This is a genomic window from Chryseobacterium sp. MEBOG06, assembly GCF_021869765.1.
Taxonomy (GTDB): domain Bacteria; phylum Bacteroidota; class Bacteroidia; order Flavobacteriales; family Weeksellaceae; genus Chryseobacterium.
The window spans coordinates 2,036,149-2,057,841 of record NZ_CP084580.1 but is presented as its reverse complement, the minus strand read 5'-3'; the positions used below and the strand labels follow the sequence as shown (position 1 = coordinate 2,057,841).

Genomic DNA, 21,693 nt, shown 5'->3' with positions numbered 1-21,693 from the left:
GTTGTGCGAATGGATGTATGGCTTAAAGAAAAATCTATGCAAAATGAAGATAAGTTTACATCTCCTGATCCTAGGCGGGCTGGATATTCCAACATCTTTTTACAAGGGCTGATCTTGTTAAATCATAGAATAAGTACAAAAAAATATAAAAATTATCAAAATAAATCATCTGATGAAAAATATAAACTTCCCAAGCATTGAAGAATTCACTTCTGCAATTGGCAAATACTCAGAATCACCAGAGCTTAAAATAATTTTCTCGAACCTGGAGATTACTGAAAAAGATTTAACGAAATTCTCGGAGATCGCAGGCTATCAAGTTTGGGACAATGACGAGGCAGGGTTACAATTAAATTTCGAAAGAATTGACTTTATGAATTTAGTTTACAATAAAAGACCATGGATTTTAACGGATATTATTTTCTGGGGTCATGAAAAAAAGCCAAAGAAAAAAGAGACAATACTTTGTTACAAGGAACCTTTGCCCTATAGACTGGATTTCTCCATGAGCAGGGAAAAAGTAAGGGAGATACTCTCTACCCCATTGGGACAGCCAAAGATCTTTGGACTTTCAGATAACATAGACCTATGGGTTTCCGAAACGTTCGAATTAACAGTAGATTACGCAGGAGAAAAAGGAATCCGCTGTATCAGTCTCGGAATAATCGTTGATGATCGCAAAATATTTACACCACCTGATATGAAAAAAAAAGAATGGATTTCCCAGATGGAATACTTATTAACAGGTCCCAAAAATGAAAATAGCGCATTTACCTTTCAAGATCTTGTTTACAAAGCTCCGATTAACAAGGGGAATGAAGTGGTAGAATTACTTATGAAAAGCTTTCTCGGACCTTTCGACTCTTCCGTAATGCAAGCATGCATCACTGTTTTGGGTCAGGCAGACTTCAAAACCTATTATGACTCTTACTTTAAGATACTCCCCGACCTGCTGGCCTTATCAGATTCCAGCATTGCAATGGATTTGTTAGATCACCCAGGCTTTAAGCTGAAAAAAAAGCATATTAAAAATATTCTGAAAAGAATTTGGAAAACTTCCCCTGATGGCAAACTTCAGATGGAAATCGATAAGCATATTGAAAAATGGAATCTTGAGGATGAAAGACCTTATTCTAAGATTTATCTGCAGCCTGGACCAGGCATAGCATATGATCATCTCATTGAAGAATTGGATCTTAAAAATATTCTCAAAGACTTCCTGGAAGAAGGAGAAAGGCTATTGCAGATTATGCCCGTAGATTTTTTCCCTGATCATCCGGATTCCCTTGTTGACAACGAAGGAATTTTAGCAGTCTATTATACCAAGTGGGCGTACTTCAGAAATTTTCTAAACATCAAAAACACCCAATTGGATACCTGCTTAAGCAAGAGCGGGAATTTCAAGGAAAAATTAGACATGTTAAGGGCATCACTAGGACCGGAACTGCTTCCCAGTCATTTTACAAAAGAAAGTTTCAGTTTTACAAGAGCTTATTATAAGCCGGGATGGAAACATTTCTACCTTAAAGACTTTGGAGAAATATTTCCCAATGTTGAAAAGGCTGAATATATCGATGACACGGATGACAGTTATCAAATGATTGAGAGCATTTTGAACATGAGATACGTTGAATGGAAAAGTGAAATCAATGTATGCGGCACTTAATTATCAAAATAAATTATCAGATGAAAAATATAAACTTCCCAAGCATTGAAGAATTCACTTCCGCAATTGGCAAAGACTCAGAATCACCAGAGCTCAAAATGATTTTCTCAAAACTGGAGATTACTGAAAAAGATTTAAATCGGCTTACAGTCAAAGGATACCGAGTGTGGAGCAATGGCGAAGCAGGGTTACAATTAAATTTAGAAAACATTGATTTTATGAACAGACTTTCTCCTCCTCGTAATAAAGGGCCGTGGATACTGACGAACATAATCTTCTGGAATCATCTAATAAAAACAAAGAAAAAAGAGACAATGCTTTGCTACAAGGAACCTTTGCCCTATAGACTGGATTTCTTGATGAGCAGGGAAAAAGTAAGAGAGACACTCTCTGCCCCATTAGGGAATCCAAAGATCTTTGGGCTTTCAGATAACGTAGACCTATGGGTTTCCGAAACGTTCGAATTACGAGTAAATTACGCAGGAGAAAAAGGAATCCGCTGTATCAGTCTTGGAATAATCGTTGATCGTAGCGTCATGTAAATAGGTTTGTACCGCAGAAAGAACTAAAGCTAAGAACAGGGAATGATAGAGAAGCATGTAATGCAAAAACAGAAATTTCAGTAGAGTAATATGGAAAAAAAAGCACTAAAAAAAACCAGGAAAAAATGATAATATCTTTGGCAACTTCAGGAAGGAAAGCCTGGGAGTCTGGAGATATAAAAAAAGCGGAGAATGACTTTCTTCCCTCTTGGGATGCAATCCCCGAACCCAAAGCCGAATACGATTTATCACAGTCAGCCTCACATGGTATTACCATCTTCTACAGGTCAATTGGAAACACTGAAAAAGCAAAACAATGGCTCAACATAATGAGAAAAATATATGGACCAGGAGAAGCATCTGAAGAATATGTAAACTTTCTTGAGGGAACCATTTGCTACGACTTTGGAGAACTGGATGAAGCATTTCTTCTTTTCCACCCGCAGTATAAAAAATATGGCAATCGTGCTTTTGAAGGAGAAGACAAAAAGTATCTGGATTTCGTTAAAAACAAAATAAAAGACAAGTAAAATAAGGTTCTTAGTTAAATTAAACAACATACTTTTCTATGCTAAAAGATAGAAACCTACAAGCGATGAAGATTAACTCCCCTTTACTTTCAAAACTCAAACTAACTTTCCAAAAGCTAAAGAATATCAAGAAACTATAAGTAAGCAATTTTGAATCTCAACATTAAAACGACTCACATTATGAAGCACTTTAAATTTTTGACACAATACTACGGAGAAAAAAGTCTGAAAAAATTTCTGAATAAACTCAATATTTATAAAACTCCCAATCCACTCAGCAATGCTTGCGACGACACCTATCTTAAAAACAAAAAAGCCGGAATTGAATTAACCTTTTCTCATCCAGAATCAATTAAGGAAGGAAAACGGAAATACCCAGCCGGAGCCCTTGTATTATCTAACATACGATATTATGGAGCCAGAATTGGCAAATTCCATGTATATAAAGAAAAATTACCATACGGAATCAAATTCGAACAAATGAAATCTGACCTTTTCCCGTTACTTGGTGAACCAGAATGGAAAAACCCTGAAGAAAGCCGATTACGCTGGATTCTCAACAACCATACACTACACATCACGTTGAATAATGAAAATAGAGTCATCATTGTTTCAATGGGAATACCATTCAATCCATAACAGCAGAAGCTTTTCTTCTTTCTACCCACAGTATAAAAAATATGGCATTCGTGCATTTTAGGGAAAAGACAAATTAAATAAAGCTTCTTAGTTAAATTAAACAAGCTACTTTTCTACGCTAGAAAACAGCAGCCCCCCTAACAGAATCCCCACTTAGCCACTTGTTCTTCCAATTAGTCTGTAATTATTCGGAATACAGACAGCCTTTCTCTTTCCCTCCCTTATATTTAATGATAGATCTGGACCCTCATAACAGGAATTATTGATAAATAACTCCCCACAAATCACAATCAAAATACAAAGGATGGGAGACCCTGATTTTGCTTTATTTATAGAATGCAATGATGTGAGGCTACCGACCGAATTGAAATTCCTGAATCAAGTTTTATTAAAGTATAAAAAAATAATTTGATGAAATATTTTAATTTAATGAATAAAATAATGAACAAAAAAAACAAACCAGTACCTATTTCATTTGGGGATGGATGCGCAGTCAGTGATGACATTTTTTGCGTTACATCAGTTCCCGATAATCTTAATTATGAAATTGAGTTTACCCGGATATTCATCCTCAACCTTTCACCTAAAATAGAGTGGACACATCATGATATTCCCAACCGCACCATTATTTCAATAGTACTCAGGCCTAAATCAGATAGTCTTCCAAGAGCATGCTATGCATTAAGTGACTACGGACAACTGCAGATATTCAATTCTACAGAGATTATAGAAGAGGAAATCCCAGCAATGAGTTCAGAAACAAACAGAGATAATGGACTAACTTTCTCTGCGATAAGATATATAGGCCAAAAAGCATATGCTTGTGGTGCAATTGGTCGTATTTATCGGAGAGATGATAAAGGCTGGGTTCAAATCGCAGCAGCTATTGCTGATGAGGCCTCTCGGAATTTGGAATTACTCACAAATATGGAAGATGATATTAATAATATTGTTGAACTCACAGAAAAAGCAATGACCATTCCTAACTTTGAATACATTGCCGGCCTATCAGATAATGAAATCTATGCTTGCGGAAATAATGGAATAATTATCTATTGGAATGGCATATCATGGAATTATTTAAAAAGCTCAACTAAGGAGTATCTTCATTATATCCATTGCGTCTCTGCAGATCAGGTATATATATGCGGAGACAATGGAACATTGCTGTCAGGAAATGCAACAGATGGATTCTGCCAAATCAAACTTGACCGAAAAGATCTAAATTTTTGGGTAGTTCAAAATTTTAAGGGAATCATCTATGTTGGAACTACTTCTGGACTATTTCAATTAGAGGGGGTAAAATTGATACCTGTTAATTTTGGATTGAATAAAACTTTCACAAATATCACAATTCAAGCACTCGAAGCTACCGAATCTGTACTTTGGGCAGTCACCGATAAATTTTTGCTCAGACTTGAAAACAGTATATGGAAACAAATATTACATCCGGATAATGTATAGTCCTAAAATATTACAGTAAGTATTTATTCAAAATAAATGATCTTACATATCTTAATACAATTTCTCCTCAAGCATTACAGATACTTTAACCTTTGCTCTTTGCACTTATTTCCTTACATTAGCTATACAAAATATTATACATTATATATATGATAAATAAGATCAACATTAGAGTGTACGGCTGTGTGGTAAAAGATAAAAAAGTACTGACTTTATTTGAGGAATATGCCGGTGAACCTTTAATGAAATTTCCGGGAGGAGGTTTGGAGTATGGCGAAGGAGTCTTAGAGTGCCTGCACCGCGAATTTGATGAGGAGCTTAATGTGAAGGTAGATATTGCTGAACATCTTTATACTCAGGAAAACTTTCTGGTTTCCAGATTCAAAAAAAATGAGCAGCTTCTTACCCTATATTATATAGTAGATATTGTCAATGAAGAAGATTTCCTGATTCTGGATCCATGCATCGAAAAAACGGAATGGATTGAAATAGACAGACCGGATAATCCTTTTCCTCTTCCTGTGGATCAGATTGTATTTGATAAATTAAAAGAAAAATACCTGTAAGCATTCTTACAGGTATTCTTATATTATTTTTTCACTTTAAAATCGTTAGATCCCGGATAAGGCTGCAGATAGCCCGAATTCCAGTTGGACTGAAGCAATGATTCTACGAATTCATCACTTCTGTTATTGTGTGGATCATAGCGGTCTTTCAAATCAATATCCGCCATTTTACCTTTTACATTCCACCAGAAAGCGCTCCACCCACCTCTCAGTTCTTTAATGATTTCGTAAACGTTTTTACCGGTAGCCCTGTTCATCAGTTTTGCAAAAACCTGTCCTTCCGTTGTTGTAAGATCTCTCAGCTGTTTTTCATATTGATCAGCCAGCATATTCTGTCTTTCTCTTACGAACTTTCTTTTCGCTTTGCTGTCCATATCATTCATATCCTTTTGAATGTCTCTGTATTGCTGTAAAGCAGTTACAAATAACGGATATACTCTATATAGCTTTTTGTTGAGAAAGTAATAATAATTTTTATCCAGCTGATTATTAAATCTCGGTTTATTCACCAAAACCAATTCATCCAACACGACTACAGGCTCTCCGTTGATCTCATAGATCTTCACTTTCTGCAGTTCGTCGTAATAATATTTATTACCAAATTCATCTACTTTCAGGGATTCAGCGGGATATTGATTGAGGGGTTTTGCGACCACTCCATCTTTCTGACCAAAAACACTGACTCCAAAAAAGAAAATAAAAAGACAGATAATCTTACTAAAATTCATTATTTTTACACTTATAATAACAAAAATTAAACGCAAAAATCATTCCTTTTTATGAAATTTGAAAAGAAATCTTTGAAATTTTTAGAGAAATATCTAAATACGTCCTCTCCAACAGGTTATGAACATGAAGGGCAGAAGGTATGGATGGATTACATCGAACCTTATGTAGACAAAATTGAAGTAGACCATTATGGAACGTGTTATGGGATTATCAATCCTGAGGCTGAATTCAAAGTAGTCATTGAGGCCCATGCAGATGAAATTTCCTGGTATGTTAATTATATTACAGATGACGGATTAATCTATGTAATTAGAAACGGAGGTTCTGATCAGACGATTGCCCCTTCGAAAGTGGTACACATCCATGGGGAAAAAGGAATTATAAAAGGAGTTTTCGGATGGCCGGCTATCCATACCAGAGGTAACCAGAATGAACCGATTCCAAAAATTGAAAATATTTTTATCGACTGCGGGGCTACCTCTAAAAAAGAAGTGGAAGAATTGGGAATTTTTGTAGGATGTATGATCACCTACCCTGATGAGTTCTTTGAGATGAATGACAGATACTTTGTGTGCAGAGCTCTGGATAACAGAATCGGCGGATTTATGATTGCAGAAGTAGCAAGACTCTTAAAGGAAAATAAAAAATCCATTCCTTTCGGGCTTTATATTACCAATTCTGTACAGGAAGAGGTAGGTTTATACGGAGCAGATATGATTGCTGACACCATCAAACCCAATATCGCAATTGTAACTGATGTTACTCATGATACTACCACTCCGATGATTGAGAAGAAGAAAGAAGGTGATCAAAAATGTGGTGATGGTCCTGTGGTATTCTTTGCTCCAAGTGTTCATCATACGATCAGGGAATTGATCATTGATACCGCAAAGGCAAAAAAAATCCCATATCAGAGAGCTGCAGCTAGCAGAGCTACGGGAACAGACACTGATGCTTTCGCTCATTCTAACGGCGGGGTACCAAGTGCTTTAATTTCCTTACCTTTGCGTTATATGCATACCACAGTAGAAATGGTATCTAAAGAAGACGTAGGAAATGTCATCAAACTTATCTACGAAACTGTTCTGAAGATCAAGCCGGAAATGAAACTGAAGTATCATTAATAGAATCAAGATTCAAGACACAAGATTCAAGACCCCAAATAGGTATACAGATAAACTCTAAGTTTACAACTCATATCTTGGTTCCTGGCTCTTGCCTCTAAATATCTAATAAAAAGTAAAAATGAAAACGAAGCTTATTGCTCCATCCCTTTTATCGGCAGACTTTGGGAATCTGCAAAGAGATATTGAAATGCTGAACAGATCTCAGGCTGACTGGTTCCATATTGATGTAATGGACGGGAGATTTGTACCCAATATTTCATTTGGTTTTCCGGTAATGAAAACGGTACAGCAGCATGCCAAAAAATTCGTAGATGTTCACCTTATGATCGTGGAACCTGAAAAATATGTTGATGAATTCATCAATCATGGTGCAGATCTTGTGTCGGTACACTACGAGGCTTGTACACACCTTCACAGAACGATTCATCATATTCAGAGCAGAGGCGCTAAAGCAGGTGTAGTTCTTAACCCTTCTACTCCCGTTTTAATGCTTGAAGACATTATTGCAGATGTAGACCTTGTATTACTAATGAGTGTGAATCCAGGATTTGGGGGGCAGAAATTCATTGAAAATACGTACAAGAAAATTGCTGAAACGAAAGATTTGATTTTAAGCAACAATTCTACAGCTCTTATTCAGGTTGACGGAGGAGTTAATCTTGATAATGCTTCAAAATTATTTGAAGCCGGAGCTGATGTTTTAGTAGCGGGAAATGCTGTATTTTCTACAGAAAACCCGGAAAGAACGATTGAACTTTTGAAGATCTAAAAAAGATATTTATACAAAGAAGAAAGGCAGCCATTGGCTGCCTTTCTTCTTTGTGGAATTTAAGTCGTCCTGGTTATTATTTTTTTTCAACATTTAAAAAATGTTATTCTTTGTCTTGTTATAACCCAAAGGTCCGAATAAAACAGAACCTGCGCATCCGTAGAAATACTGAATTTGTTTTTAAGTATTTCCACTTATATGATTCTTCTTTTTTAAAATTCTCTATTCCAGATACAGGAACAGACCACCAGAATTATACTGATCACGGAAAAAGACGTTCTTATATTATTCAGGAAATTCCATCGGCTTTCAAAGTTGTCACGCATCTGTTTAATAGCCTCTGCCGTTGAAGTGGATATATCAAACTTATCCAAAGTATCATTCATCGGAACATTTCCGGCTACTGTAACTCCAAAGACGCCTATCAGATAAGCTAATGCCGCTATCAAAAGAAAGATAAAAACAGGCTGCTGGCCACGAAACAGAAAAACCGATATCGGAAGAAGAATGGCCGTTCCTATAAAACTCATAAAGAATACGGGATTTAAAATTTCACGATTTATACTTTGCATAGCCTTCAGATATTCAGCATCTGACAGCTTTCCAAGCCCCAGGACTACAGAGCAAGAATATGCATAAAAAAGCCCTCCTATTAAAGCAGTAAGGACAGCAGTAATGAGTAATACTAATGTTGTCATTTTCATATCATTTAATTTGTGGTGATCAGAGCGAAATTAATAAGGATTCCAATTTTTAATAATATTACTGGCAGTGCGTATCATTTCAGGATCCCAATTTTCAGTTTTGAAATAATGAAAAGACTCTTCTTTGATGATGCCAGATCCTTTACTGTCAAAAAGAAGCTTTGTAAGTCTGGTCTGTTCTTCATATAAAATCAAATCCTCTATTGGCTTTTCTGGAAATTCAACAGTTTTTTTCAACCAGTTATCTTTCTTACAGATCTGATGATCTGAAGCTTCAGTTATTTTTTCAACCTTCTTAAAATCATTAAAAAAGTCTTTCTTTTGACTGTCTGTTTTTATTGTACTCCCCAGCCTTTCTATGATTATATATTCCAAATCAGGACACTGAGCCAGTACAGAAGGCAGAATAGATACAATTTCTTCGGGAATAAGATCATCATGGGTATCTCTCCTGATCTGCTTTTTTCCATAGGCACTTTCCTGCCAGCTTCCCCCGGAAAGATGAATTTCCTTAACTTTATGCAAAGGGTACAAACTGATAATCTCCTGCATACCAACATCAAAATTACAAGCCTGACAATAGATATTATGAAGATCTAGAATAAGAAAACCATTTGTATCCTCTACAAGCTGATCCAGAAAAACTCCCTGTTCCTTCACATCATCTATGCAAAAGGAAAATGCCAGATTTTCTATGCCTACAGGGATATTAACGGTATCCTGAAGCCTGTAGAGTCTGTCTTTTCCAATCTGTAATGTTTTAGGGTGTAAGGATATGGGCAGAGGTACGCCCTGATGAAAATTTTCAGTATTCATAAAACCGAAATGTTCGGTGATATGATTATAATTTCTTTTATGAACTTCTTCTTTTAATTTTTTAAGCCAAATCTCCTGCCTTTCGGTCCATATGGCATCAAATAATGAGTAATAAACACCATGTCCGATCAGGCGGTTATTTTCTGAATAAAAATTCAGTAATTCATTCAGCCAGGCAGGCTCTTTTGCATCATAAAAAGTATCAAATGACCACTCCAGTACATCCACAGAACTGGACTCTAACAGTGGCAAAACAGCAGAAACAAAATCTGTTTCCGGCATCATTGATAATCCCAATAGTGGCTTTGTCATTTTTATCCCATTCCGCAGGCCGGACAGCCATGCCCGCGAAGAACAAGGGTATCTTTTTTTACAACCGTTTTAGGAATCCCCGGTTTTGGTTTCTCAGGAGTATCGGGACTGGTTGCTTTTTTTACTTTCTTTACAGGCTTTTTAGTCTTACCCGCAGGTTTTGTCGTCTGTGCAGACACTCCTGCTGCTAATAATCCAGCCATTAATATTGTTGGAATTTTCATAATTTCTTTTAGATAAATTTACAATAAGTGTTCCATTTATAATCATCCCCCTGCTTTTCTACTTTCTGCACTATCTTCTGAACAGTCTTTATGTTACAGTTTTCTCCATTTCTGAGATCGATGTATGTTCATATCGATAGCAGCAGAACCATTGGTAAACCCTTACATTAACGACAATCTGTCAGCGGACAACCTCGGAAATATCGCTTCTAATTTGACAGAGAACATTTAAAAAAATAGGCTCAGAATAAAGATACAACAAAAAAAGGAACGTTCTGTGATGAATTATCAGTAAATAAGAGCAAACTATTCTATACTCTAATATTCTTTATTTATATTTAATATTAAAATAAATATATACATGAAAAATGGTCTGATTAAAGCTGTTTTCCTTGGATTGATCGTATCAGCAAAAAGTATCGATGCGCAGGTTCAGTCAGTTGAAAACAGCAATAAAATGGAATGGTTCAAAAATGCCAAACTGGGAATTTTTATTCATTGGGGAATTTACTCCGTGAACGGAATCTCTGAATCCTGGTCATTCTTCAACAATTATATTAATCATGATAATTATATGAAACAGCTGAATGGTTTTTCAGCTTCAAAATATCAGCCTGAACAATGGGTAAACCTGATTAAAGAATCGGGGGCCAAATACGCAGTCATTACGACAAAACATCATGACGGTATTTCCCTTTGGAACTCTAAAGCAGAAAATGCGACTACTATTCCTCATAATTCTTTAGCAAAAAAAGATGTTTTAAGTCCTTTCATTTCTTCTCTTAAAAATTCAGGATTGAAGACGGGGCTTTACTTTTCACTTCCGGACTGGAGTCATCCTTATTACGACATCAACACGCGGACAAAAAAACGTTATGAAATAAAAAATGACCCAAAACGATGGCAGAATTTTATTCAATATTATCAAACTCAGCTTACAGAGCTTTCAACTCAATACAAGCCCGATCTGTTATGGTTTGACGGAGATTGGGAACATACTTCTGAAGAATGGGAATCTTCCCAGACCCTGAATCTTCTTAAAAAATACAATTCCAATATTATTATCAATTCCAGGCTCAATAATCATGGAGACTATGATACTCCTGAACAGGGTATTCCGGTTACTGCTCCTCTGCATCCGTACTGGGAGCTTTGCTATACCATGAATGACTCCTGGGGATATCAACCTTACGACACTCATTACAAAACGCCTAATATGATCATCCGCACACTGGCAGATGTCATCAGTATGGGAGGCAATCTTCTTCTTGATATCGGGCCAAAATCTGATGGAACCTTACCTGAAAAACAGGTCGAAATATTAAAAAACCTAGGCAGATGGACTTCTAAGAACAAAAAAGCGGTCTATGAAACAGACCACGGAATTCCGTTTGAAAATTATAAAGGAAAATCAGGTTTATCAGCCTCAAAAAAATCGCTGTTCCTTTATCTGGAAGAAGTTAAAAGTTTTACAAAGATCTATGGATTGGCAACGAAACCCAGCTCAGCAAGTATCATTGGAGATGATCAGGCTGTAATTGACATGGATTATAATCATGAAAAAACGCTGACGCTGAACTTCTCAAAAGTTAAGTTTGACAAAGATGTCACTGTTGTAGAATTGGTTTTTGATATTCCATCCATTTTCCTCACAGATTTTAAAAATGAAGCAATACCACTCCATCAGCTTCTGGAAAATAAAAACACTAAATTGGCTGTATATGATTTAATCAATAGCTTTCAGAATACAGATAATCTTCTTAGTTTTTCCGGACTTACCAGTGGCGGCCTTGATATAAAGATTAAGAAAACAGCTAAAACCAATCCTGAAATAATAAACTGGATCAGTAAAAATGCGGAGGCTATTTTTGAAACGGAAAAAGGGTTACCTGGAGGTCATTATTCAGGAATGAGTGCTCTTTCAAAAGATAAACAGACGCTCTATCTTTTCGTTGAAGGAATTCCTTCTGGGCCCATTGCTGTAAAAGGAATAAAAAACGAAATTTCAAGAATTAGAATTGTAGGTGAAGGAACATTACTGTCTCACGATATCTACAATAAACTTTACTGGAGTGACAGGCCTGGTATTATTTATATTGATATTCCGAAAGAAAAGATTGATAAAAATATGACTGTGATTGCCGTCTTGCTAAATAAACCTCTTGAACTTTACAGAGAAAAGGTAGGCGCTATTGAAAACAATCTTTAGAAATGGCTCTGGCGCTGAGATTTGATATAAAAAACAAAATCCGGAGAAAAATGATTCTCCGGATTTTTATTTTGTAAGATGATCTGCTTAGAAAATCTCTCTTCCTGAAAAATGGAACTGAGCTTCGATCAATGCATTCTCGTCAGAATCTGAACCGTGAACTGCATTTTCCCCGATGCTTCTTGCAAACATTTTTCTGATTGTACCTTCTGCTGCATCAGCAGGGTTCGTAGAACCAATTAATGTTCTGAAGTCCTCCACTGCATTATCTTTTTCAAGAACAGCAGCAACGATAGGACCAGAGCTCATAAATTCTACTAATTCACCATAAAATGGTCTTTCAGCGTGTACTTCATAGAATTTTTTTGCATCAGCAACTGTAAGCTGAGTTAATTTTAAAGCTTTGATTTTAAAACCTCCTTCAGCAATCTTACCCAATATTGCACCGATATGTCCGTCAGCAACTGCATCAGGCTTAATCATAGTGAATGTAATGTTAGACATAAATGTATATTTTTTTAATGGCGCAAAATTACAAAAAATATCTTTGATTTTTATTTTAATTTTTTTTAACACAAAAATAACTTTTATTAAGAAATCATGTACTAAAGTTTGGCACAGTAATTGTTTATTTTATTTCGATTCTCATGTTTAATTTGAGTTTTCATGGTTATTAGTTTTTACCCAGCTTCGGCTGGGTTTTTTATTGGCAAAAAACACACCACTTCTTTAATGATATTACAGCCTGAAAAACCATATAGAATCATATCTTCATGACATTGCTTCAATAGTAGTCAATGACATAAACAACTTTTTTATTGTCTTTACAAATTCAGAAATTATAGGATAGAATAAAATCAAAAAAAGTAGAGTTAATATCAAAAAAACTCTTCCGAAAAAGTGGACTTATTCCAAAAGCTAAAAAAAATTAATGGAAAAAGTAAAAAAAAATCATTTTTTATTTCAAACCGGTGTTTAACCATATTTATAAGCATGACCTTTTTTAACCGCAAACGGCAAATTTTTCAAAAAATAAAAAAAAGGCTAATTTAAATCTCTTTTTGAGTCTGACAGAAATGACATAAAGTCACAAATAACAGCATTATGTGCCATCATTTCATTTTATGTGACATACAGCTAACTGACAGGTTGATCTATGCCAATCTGTTACAACTCCTATTTATGAGATATTCTGATTATTTCTGAGAAGCTTCTTCTGCTTCGTCCATTAGCTTAATGTAAGTGGCATATCGGGAATGCTGAATTTCTTCAGTTTCAAGTGCATCAATAACCGCGCACTTTGGCTCGTTCACGTGGAGGCAATTGTGAAATTTGCATTCTTCCCTTTTTTTGAAAATTTCAGGGAAATAATGCTGAACTTCTTCTTTCTGAATATCGATCATCGCAAATTCACGAACACCAGGAGTATCAATAACATTTCCTCCAAAATGCCAGAAATGCATCTGAGCAAATGTTGTTGTATGTTTTCCTTTTAGGTGAGTATCGGAAATCTCCGAAGTTTTCAGGTTTAATCCTGGTTGCAATGCATTTACTAATGTTGATTTTCCACAGCCTGAATGGCCGAAGAATACGGAAGTTTTATCTTTAAGAAGCTCCTGAAGCTGATCAAGGTTCAATTGAGAATACGAAGAAATTTCCAGTGTATTGTACCCTATTTCCTGATAAATAAATTCCACATCTTTTACGATTTCAATTTCTTCTTCATGAAGAACGTCGATTTTATTAAAGAGAATCAGCGGTTTTATGTTATAAGCCTCACAGCAGGCAAGAAATCTATCCAGAAATCCCAGAGAGGTTTCAGGGTGTTTCAGTGTAAAAATAAAACAGGCCAAATCAATATTGGAAGCAATAATATGAGCCTCTTTTGAAAGGTTTACAGATTTTCTGATCAGATAATTATGCCGTGGTTCTATTTTAGTAATCCATGCAATATCATCCTGTTCCAGTTGAAACTCAACAAAATCTCCTACAGCAAGCGGATTGGTAAGCCTAGTTTTAATTAATTTAAATTTCCCCCTGATTCTGGCTTCGAAAATTCTGTTTGTATCCAATTCCAAAACCTGATACCAACTTCCTGTAGATTTAATGATTTTTCCTTTCATAGATAATACTAGATGCAAATATAAGAAATTAGGGCTTAGGGTTTAGAAAATAGGGTAAAACAAATATTTTAATTCTCCCCTAGATCCTGATACCCTAAGCCCTGATATTATTTTTAAGCACTTAATCAATAGAACAGGAGCAAATTCTCTTATCCTATATCATAATTCTTATGCCTATTTCTTGTCGATCATAATATTATTCTGAACTTCAATAGACTCTTCGTGAATCGCTTTGAAAACTTTTTCAATAAACTCATGAGACATTCCTGTTTCTTTAGCTTTTTGATTTGCGTATTCTGTAATTACTTTCCAACGTTCCGGCTGGAAGATCGCAATATCATTTTCCTTTTTAAGTTTTCCGATTTTTTCAGAAATCTTCATTCTCTGAGAAAGAAGTTCAATCAATTGGAAGTCAAGATCAGAAATCAATGTTCTGTGCCTTCCCATTTCACCTTCAAAACCTGCAAGATCAGTACTTCTTACTTTCAGATTACTGATAAGCTCTGCCAATACTTCAGGAGTAATCTGCTGAGAAGCATCACTCCATGCTTCGTCAGGATTGCAGTGTGTCTCGATAATTGCCCCCTGGTACCCTACGTTAAGAGCTTCCTGGGTAATGTCTGCCAATCCTGTCCTATTTCCACAAATGTGAGATGGATCTATCAGCATTGGAATATTAGGGAACTGGCTTTTGAAATCAAGAGCAATCTGCCAGTTAGGATTGTTTCTGTATTTTGTTTTTTGGTAAGTAGAAAATCCTCTGTGGATAACTCCCAAGTTTTTAATATCCTGTCCTAAAAGTCTTTCCAGAGCTCCAATCCACAATGCAAGGTCCGGATTTACAGGGTTTTTAATGAATACCGGCTTATCTGTTCCTCTTAAAGCCATTGCGATTTCCTGTACTGTAAAAGGGTTTACTGTAGAACGTGCTCCTATCCAAAGAACATCTACATCCGCCTCTAAAGCAGCAAATACATGGTGAGCATTAGCAACTTCGGTAGCGGTTTTAAATCCGTATTCTTCTTTTACTTTTTTTAGCCAGTTCAGACCAATTACACCAACTCCCTCGAAACCATTAGGTTTAGTACGAGGCTTCCAGATTCCTGCACGAAAAACGGATACCTGAGCATTGGATTCTTTAATCCTTCTAGCTGTTTCAAGCATCTGAGCTTCACTTTCTGCACTACATGGTCCTGCGATCATTAGAGGTTGTGTAAGCTCATTGATCCACTCGTTTTTTAAATCTTTTAAATTCATATTCTAAATTTTATTGTTTTTTTATATTTTTTTGAAGTTCACAGCAATAGCCCTTTGATTATAAAATTTACTTTATAATTCTTTTCAAAAAATGCCGTTCAAAATTGTTTAAAGGAATCAGGAAAATAAAAGGGCTCTACTTCTCCTGTATTTTTTGGAAAGAAATTTAATTAGCAATACCAATAAAATCGGTAATACGTTCTAAAATTTCTATAATAAGAAGCAGAAAAGCTAAAATAACCGCTAAAAAAATTAGCGGGTGCAAAAAAAGACTGGTATGTATGTACTAATTTTTCCATTTTTCTCTGGAAATGTCTTTGTTTTAGCGTTTCTAGTTACAATTTGTTTTTGTCAAAAACTTATTTTGAACAAAAATCTTTGACAAATATATAAAAATTATGTCAAATCAAACTTCATTAAATCATCAAGATCTTTTAAAAGTGGATTTTTTTCGATGAATTTCTCGAATATTTTTCTTTTGGTGACTACCTCAATCTTCAGATTTTCAACGTCTCTCACGTATTCTACCTCAATAATATGGTTGTGAACTTTTTTTCTGAAATGATTAAAAAATTCTCCACTTATTTTATCAAATTCCACTTTGGCAGAATCAGATGGGAATAAAACTTTGATTTTATTCTCTTCAGCTTTTACCAGTTTGAAGGTTTTTACTGCATTAAAGACAAAGTTATTTTTTATCTGCAGCTGTTTAAGCATTATTTTCCACTCCATCTGCAGGTCTGTATCTGTAAAATGATGTGCAGAAAGGTTTTCAGTTTTTACAGTAGTATCTTCTACGGTCTTTACTTTTTCTTCTTTGTTTATAAAAGAATTGATACTGAAGCCAGAAGAAATTCCAGGTCTGGATAGTGGTTTTGTTGTTTTCGTAATAACAGCTTCATCAAGAGTTTCAGATGGCAGGGGTTGTTCTGCCTTCATTTCTTTTTTCTCCGGAGCTTTTTCAAGAATTTTGACTTCCTGCTTCTCACTGAGAAACGGAGCCAGTATCAGGAATTTTTTTTTTTAGTGACGTCTGAGTTGGCAGTCAGCGAAGCCAATTGCATTAATGCAATTTCAACTGTAAGTCTGGGATTTTTGGAGTTCTTATAATTGATATCCGCATGATTGCAAATTTCTATACCGTCTATCAGTTGCTGAGGGTTCCATTTCTGTCCCTGTTCTATAAATTTGGATTTTGTCTTCTCTCCTACTTCAATAAGATCCATAGTGGAAGTATTCTGTGCCATCATCAGGTCTCTGAAATGATTGCCTAGTCCTGCAATGAAAATATGAGGATCAAAACCTTGTTTTACAATACCATTAAAAGCGGAAAGAACTTCAGGAATCTTATTTTCCTTGGCAAGATCTACAATATTCAGATATTGGTCATAATCCAGGATGTTTAGAACCTCTGCAGCTTTCGCCAGGGTGATATTTTTTTGAGAAAATGTAGAGAGCCTGTCAAAAATGGACAGTGCATCTCTAAGTGCTCCATCAGCCTTCTGGGCAATCAGATACAAAGCATCATCTTCGTACTGAATATTTTCTTTTTGGGCAATCGTTCTTAAGTGTTCCTGGATGCCTTCAATCGTAATTCTCTTGAAGTCATAGATCTGGCAGCGGGATAAAATGGTTGGAATAATTTTATGCTTTTCGGTGGTTGCCAAAATGAAAATAGCATGAGCAGGCGGTTCCTCAAGAGTCTTAAGGAAAGCGTTGAAGGCAGCAGAAGATAACATATGCACCTCATCGATGATATATACTTTATACTGACCTACCTGTGGTGCAAAACGTACCTGATCTATCAGTTCCCTGATATCATCTACCGAGTTATTGGATGCAGCATCCAGCTCATAGATATTGTACGCAAAACCGTCTTCTGAAACAGAACCGTCTTTTTCATTGATCTTTCTTGCCAGAATTCTGGCACAAGTAGTCTTACCTACTCCACGCGGACCACAAAAAAGCAACGCCTGAGCCAGTTGGTTTTCTTCAATTGCATGTTCTAAAGTATCCGTAATATGGGACTGTCCTACCACCGTATTGAACTCCTGGGGACGATATTTTCTTGCAGATACTATAAAATTTTCCATTGGTCAAAAATAAGAAATATAGTTTTAATTTGAAAATTAAAAGGTTTCCAATTTTAAACAAAAATAAATTTTTGCTTAAAATTGGAATGTTTTAATCCACCTTACTTCTGATAAGCAAAATCTATTATTTCTACAATAGCTTTCTCTATTTCCGATCTACCTTCTTCGTTTTTCATATCAAGTCCGCAGAAAGTACTTCCGTTCGCAGCGGTATGAATATTCAGATAGTAAGCTCCTGAAATAAGCAAAGCCATGATGGCCCTGAATCTTTTGGCTTTGTCTTCTCCAAAATAAGGGTCTGTAATATTTTTAAACATTACATCTCCCATTTCTTCGCGCTCATCCGCCAATTTTCTGAGGATAGGTTTGTGTTCTGAAAGCTCCCAAAGAATAATCTTCTGAAGTTCTTTATTCTTTTTCAAGCTTTCAAATTGATTAATTAAAGCAATTTTAGACAGTTCTTTCCCTCCATCCGAAAGATCGATTTCTCCATTACTGCCTGCAAGATTATTACTCCAGTAATCCTGAGATTTGATATACTCATCAATCAACTTATCTGTACTTCCGAAGTACTCGTAGATTAACTTTTTATCAAAACCAGCTACTGCTGCAATTTTGCTTACTTTTAGGCCAGAGTAACCCTTTACTCTTAAAATTTTACCAACTGCGGCCAACAGTTTCTGTTTGGTCTTCTCCTTATCTCTGATAGGACCCTGTACAACTTTCCTAGGCATGGTTGTTATTAAATTTTTTTGCAATATGCAATTTATTATTGATATCTTCAAATGCATTTAGCGTTTTATCCAAATGTTTTCTCTCATGAGTGGCCATTACCGCCATTCTGATTCTTGCATCTTTCCTCGCTACTGCAGGATATAATATCGGGTTGGTATAGACTCCGTGTTGTATAAGAAGCTTTCCAACATCACCGGTCACATTAGGATCCCCTATTTTTACCGGAACGATGGCGGAACACGTATTTCCTGTATCCAATCCTATATCATTTAATCCTTTTTTAAAGTAATTTATATTTTCCCAAAGTTTCAGACGCCACATCGGCTCTTCATCTATTAGTTCTATAGCTTTTATAATTCCCATTGTAGATGGCGGTGCTGTAGCAGAAAATATCTGCTGGCGCGACTGGAACCTTATAAAAGCCGCCATTTTTTTATCACAGATTACATATCCTCCAATATTACCAAAAGTTTTACTGAATGTACCTGTAATAAAATCTACTTTATCTATCAGTCCTGCTTCTTCAAGCGCCCCTCTTCCCGTCTCTCCCAAAATTCCCACTCCATGAGCATCATCTACCATTAAATAAGCATTATATTTTTTCACCAGGTTGTAAATCTCTTTCAGAGGTGAAACATCACCATCCTGTGAATAAATACCGTCAATAATAACCAATTTTGTACGGAACTTATCTTCTGAGGTCTTCAAAATGTGTTCCAAAGCATCCAGATTATTATGAGGAAATGTTTTTGAATTCGTAAATACACATCCTTCATGTACGCTGGCATGCACAGCCATATCTATAATAGCAATATCTTCTTTTTGCATAAGAATCTGAAGGGTTGCACTATTTGCGGTATAACCGGTAGTAAATATTACAGCTTCTTCCTGCTTCTTTCCAAAGAAAGATGAAATCTTTTTTTCAAGGTCATCATGAAAAACAAAATGGCCCCCGATCAATGGTGAAGCACCTGCTCCGGTTCCGTATTTCTGAATTCCATCAATGGCAGCCTGTTTCACTTTTGGATGCTGGGTAAAGCCCAGATAATCATTAGAAACAAAACTTACATAATCATTCTGTGTATTCTCTATATCTACATTCATTACAGAACTACATCCTGAGTTATTCTTCAGTCTGTAGTTCATATGACCATTGGATTTCATATAATCCAAAAAGTCATAAAAAATATCAGCTCTTTTAACTATATCAAAGTCTGGGATATTCTCGAAATCCCTAAATGTTGCTGTTGTGAAATTGATGCTCATCCTTAATCTTGTTTGTTGTGGTTTGAAGACGCAAATATATGGTTATTTAAAGGCCCTTAGCTCCAGTAAAAGATTAAATATTATTAATGGCACAATATTTTTTATCTTAATCTCTGGAAACCAAACTTCTTCGTATATCTATAAATTGAAAGAAATTAGTTTTACTGAATTATTTAGTTTTTTTCTTATCTAAATGTAATGAAAAAAAACAAATAATAAAAGAATATAAATAAATAATATATAAAAACTTGTTTATTTATCACAACAATCTCATTTATAAAACGTTATTTTTTATTATTTTCTCACAATCGTACAATAGAAAATATTAAAGGTTGGCACTCTCTTCTATTCTACCTCTTCAAAATGAAAAAATGCGGCTTTCTGCTTTATAATAAAGTTTGAGATAATTCTAATTTAAAGATGCTGTTTATATTTTAGTTGAAATTCTAAATTCTCCGGGAGTAATCCCCGTCATTTTTTTAAAGAATTTTGAAAAATTGGAAGGGTCATACGTGAAAATACGGGCAATTTCTGCTACCGACAGATCTGAAGCAGTAAGCATCTTCTTTGCCTCCTTAATAATGTTCTCATCATAAAAATGACAAGGATGCTGCCCTGTTTCTTTTTTTATGGTATCCGTAAGATGTTTATGAGAGACAGCCAGCTCTCCTGCAATTTCATTTACCTCCATGAACTCTGCCACAGTTCCGGAGATAACATCCTGAATGTGCTGATTCAGAAACGTAAAATATTGATGGGTAATTTCTTTGCCTCTTTTCATTTGTATTTTTCTTATGAAATAAATTTAATCACTAGGAATAAAAAAAATAGGGTGAACTTTTCGGGTATTCAATATCTTGTTTGGTAAAAGCTTTTGAAAACCTTCCAACGTTTGTTTAGCAAAGGTATGTGATCGTTTTAAGAATAAAGCATAAATGCCAACCTGTGATTGAGTTCTGTAGGAGATATGATGGATATAATAGGATCGGCTGTGTTTTTATCAGGTCCGGTTAAAAGTCTTATACAAATGTATCCTGCTGACCTGATCATCTTTAAAATCTAAAGATAAGATTGTATTTCTTCCCAACCAGGTTCTGCTTAACTCGTAGGTCCAGGTTTCATCTGTAAAGAAATTAAAACCATCACCCAATTCTTTTTTAACCTCTTGACGGGTCTTCCCCATCAGATGAGTAAAATCTTCTTCTTTCATAATCCTGTGTATGCTTTTATCCAACAAAATTGAGGCCACAGTATTGAATGTCAATTTCTACCTATACACCAAGGACAGGATAGGCACAACTGATGGAGAGATAAATTCTATACCGACAGAGAATCTGTTATTTGAACTTATGTATGTTGAGATTAAGGAAATGATCTCACCATGGAAGAACAAAAAAGCAAAAGATCTCGTGAGGAGCTCCTTTGCCGTTGAAGGGAAAATCGTTTATGTTCTTAGAATCATTATTTTTTAAAATAAGCTTCTTATTTGTACGTGTGAAACGTTTTGCAAAAGTATAAATACTAATTGGCCCTGTCAAAGGCTTTCTGTAGAAGTAACACCTCGTGTTTATCGAACTTTTACTACAAAAATGAGATCAGTAAATATCCTGCACTTTAAAAGTATCTTGTGACAACTTATAGAATTTGTTCTTTTTATAAATAAAAAAACTATAAATCAGAAAATTATAGAATGTATTTCTCCTGATGGTTATTGAAAAGTAGTCAATTAAATTTCCAATAAAATATCACCATATGTTGAAATAATGATATCTGCAAAATATTATTATCGTGTTCATTATCAGTGGTTATATAAAAAACTCATGCTAAAACACTTTAGGATGTATCAATTTATGTATATAATTTCACTATTTTTACGCAATCAAACAATCTAAAAACACAAAAGACCAGAAAACTTAATGACA

At 35.3% G+C, this 21,693-nt stretch carries 23 protein-coding genes; 10 read left to right on the top strand and 13 right to left on the bottom strand.

Annotation, left to right across the window (positions count from 1 at the left end):
- The first annotated feature begins 172 nt into the window (after positions 1-172).
- From LF887_RS09455 to LF887_RS09430, 6 genes are all read left to right on the top strand, one after another.
- On the top strand, positions 173-1,666 hold the full coding sequence (locus tag LF887_RS09455; RefSeq protein WP_236858898.1) for a hypothetical protein: 1,494 nt from the start codon (positions 173-175) through the stop codon (positions 1,664-1,666).
- Positions 1,667-1,686: 20 nt separating this feature from the next.
- Positions 1,687-2,208, top strand: a complete 522-nt coding sequence (locus LF887_RS09450; protein ID WP_236858896.1) for a hypothetical protein — start codon at positions 1,687-1,689, stop codon at positions 2,206-2,208.
- Positions 2,209-2,333: 125 nt separating this feature from the next.
- Entirely contained in the window at positions 2,334-2,738 is a 405-nt protein-coding gene (locus LF887_RS09445) for a hypothetical protein (protein ID WP_236858895.1), read from the top strand.
- Positions 2,739-2,918: 180 nt separating this feature from the next.
- Entirely contained in the window at positions 2,919-3,377 is a 459-nt protein-coding gene (locus tag LF887_RS09440) for a hypothetical protein (RefSeq protein WP_236858893.1), read from the top strand.
- A 411-nt stretch (positions 3,378-3,788) separates the two neighbouring features.
- Entirely contained in the window at positions 3,789-4,841 is a 1,053-nt protein-coding gene (locus tag LF887_RS09435; protein WP_236858891.1) for a hypothetical protein, read from the top strand.
- A 149-nt stretch (positions 4,842-4,990) separates the two neighbouring features.
- The gene (locus LF887_RS09430) at positions 4,991-5,407 is read left to right on the top strand and encodes an NUDIX domain-containing protein (protein WP_236858889.1); all 417 of its coding nucleotides are present in this window, start codon (positions 4,991-4,993) and stop codon (positions 5,405-5,407) included.
- A 23-nt stretch (positions 5,408-5,430) separates the two neighbouring features.
- Here the strand turns inward: LF887_RS09430 and LF887_RS09425 are convergent, their stop codons facing one another.
- Positions 5,431-6,135, bottom strand: a complete 705-nt coding sequence (locus LF887_RS09425) for a DUF4294 domain-containing protein (protein WP_236858887.1) — start codon at positions 6,133-6,135, stop codon at positions 5,431-5,433.
- 51 nt (positions 6,136-6,186) lie between these two features.
- Between LF887_RS09425 and LF887_RS09420 the strand changes: the two genes are divergently transcribed.
- Together LF887_RS09420 and rpe are read left to right on the top strand one after the other, a co-directional pair.
- On the top strand, positions 6,187-7,260 hold the full coding sequence (locus tag LF887_RS09420; protein WP_236858885.1) for a M28 family peptidase: 1,074 nt from the start codon (positions 6,187-6,189) through the stop codon (positions 7,258-7,260).
- 121 nt (positions 7,261-7,381) lie between these two features.
- Positions 7,382-8,032, top strand: coding sequence for a ribulose-phosphate 3-epimerase (rpe, locus tag LF887_RS09415; protein ID WP_236858883.1), 651 nt, complete (start codon positions 7,382-7,384; stop codon positions 8,030-8,032).
- A 212-nt stretch (positions 8,033-8,244) separates the two neighbouring features.
- On the opposite strand, the gene LF887_RS09410 is transcribed toward rpe, so the two are convergent.
- Genes LF887_RS09410 through LF887_RS09400 form a run of 3 tightly spaced genes read right to left on the bottom strand, consistent with a single transcriptional unit; the run spans position 8,245 to position 10,088 of the window.
- Positions 8,245-8,730 carry a DUF1772 domain-containing protein gene (locus LF887_RS09410; RefSeq protein WP_236858881.1) on the bottom strand — a complete coding sequence of 162 codons (486 nt, stop codon included), beginning with the start codon at positions 8,728-8,730 and terminating at the stop codon, positions 8,245-8,247.
- 36 nt (positions 8,731-8,766) lie between these two features.
- Complete coding sequence (locus tag LF887_RS09405) at positions 8,767-9,864, bottom strand: DUF692 family multinuclear iron-containing protein (protein ID WP_236858879.1); 1,098 nt, start codon at positions 9,862-9,864, stop codon at positions 8,767-8,769.
- A 2-nt stretch (positions 9,865-9,866) separates the two neighbouring features.
- Positions 9,867-10,088, bottom strand: coding sequence for a hypothetical protein (locus LF887_RS09400; protein ID WP_236858878.1), 222 nt, complete (start codon positions 10,086-10,088; stop codon positions 9,867-9,869).
- A 361-nt stretch (positions 10,089-10,449) separates the two neighbouring features.
- Here LF887_RS09400 and LF887_RS09395 point away from each other — a divergent pair, with 361 nt between their 5' ends.
- Positions 10,450-12,297, top strand: coding sequence for an alpha-L-fucosidase (locus LF887_RS09395; RefSeq protein WP_236858876.1), 1,848 nt, complete (start codon positions 10,450-10,452; stop codon positions 12,295-12,297).
- Between the two features lie 87 nt (positions 12,298-12,384).
- Here LF887_RS09395 and LF887_RS09390 read toward each other — a convergent pair whose 3' ends face one another.
- The 9 genes from LF887_RS09390 to LF887_RS09350 all read right to left on the bottom strand — a co-directional run bounded on the left by LF887_RS09390 (position 12,385) and on the right by LF887_RS09350 (position 20,981).
- Positions 12,385-12,801: a nucleoside-diphosphate kinase gene (locus tag LF887_RS09390; RefSeq protein WP_034707297.1), complete on the bottom strand. Its 417-nt coding sequence runs from the start codon at positions 12,799-12,801 to the stop codon at positions 12,385-12,387.
- A gap of 692 nt (positions 12,802-13,493) precedes the next feature.
- Positions 13,494-14,420, bottom strand: coding sequence for a ribosome small subunit-dependent GTPase A (rsgA, locus tag LF887_RS09385; protein ID WP_236858875.1), 927 nt, complete (start codon positions 14,418-14,420; stop codon positions 13,494-13,496).
- Between the two features lie 174 nt (positions 14,421-14,594).
- Positions 14,595-15,677, bottom strand: a complete 1,083-nt coding sequence (locus LF887_RS09380) for a chorismate mutase (protein WP_236858873.1) — start codon at positions 15,675-15,677, stop codon at positions 14,595-14,597.
- A gap of 396 nt (positions 15,678-16,073) precedes the next feature.
- Positions 16,074-16,616 (bottom strand): hypothetical protein, encoded by a 543-nt coding sequence (locus tag LF887_RS09375; protein ID WP_236858871.1) that lies wholly within the window; start codon positions 16,614-16,616, stop codon positions 16,074-16,076.
- A gap of 68 nt (positions 16,617-16,684) precedes the next feature.
- Complete coding sequence (dnaX, locus tag LF887_RS09370) at positions 16,685-17,770, bottom strand: DNA polymerase III subunit gamma/tau (RefSeq protein WP_236858868.1); 1,086 nt, start codon at positions 17,768-17,770, stop codon at positions 16,685-16,687.
- 101 nt (positions 17,771-17,871) lie between these two features.
- Positions 17,872-18,504 carry a TetR/AcrR family transcriptional regulator gene (locus tag LF887_RS09365; protein WP_236858866.1) on the bottom strand — a complete coding sequence of 211 codons (633 nt, stop codon included), beginning with the start codon at positions 18,502-18,504 and terminating at the stop codon, positions 17,872-17,874.
- A complete protein-coding gene (locus LF887_RS09360) occupies positions 18,497-19,771 on the bottom strand; it encodes an aminotransferase class I/II-fold pyridoxal phosphate-dependent enzyme (protein WP_236858864.1) in 1,275 nt (424 codons plus the stop codon). The genes LF887_RS09365 and LF887_RS09360 overlap by 8 nt, the downstream gene beginning before the upstream one ends.
- A gap of 427 nt (positions 19,772-20,198) precedes the next feature.
- Complete coding sequence (locus LF887_RS09355; protein WP_236858862.1) at positions 20,199-20,552, bottom strand: helix-turn-helix domain-containing protein; 354 nt, start codon at positions 20,550-20,552, stop codon at positions 20,199-20,201.
- A 219-nt stretch (positions 20,553-20,771) separates the two neighbouring features.
- Positions 20,772-20,981 carry a hypothetical protein gene (locus LF887_RS09350; protein ID WP_236858860.1) on the bottom strand — a complete coding sequence of 70 codons (210 nt, stop codon included), beginning with the start codon at positions 20,979-20,981 and terminating at the stop codon, positions 20,772-20,774.
- Between the two features lie 10 nt (positions 20,982-20,991).
- Here LF887_RS09350 and LF887_RS09345 point away from each other — a divergent pair, with 10 nt between their 5' ends.
- Complete coding sequence (locus tag LF887_RS09345) at positions 20,992-21,243, top strand: hypothetical protein (protein WP_236858859.1); 252 nt, start codon at positions 20,992-20,994, stop codon at positions 21,241-21,243.
- Positions 21,244-21,693 lie beyond the last annotated feature (450 nt).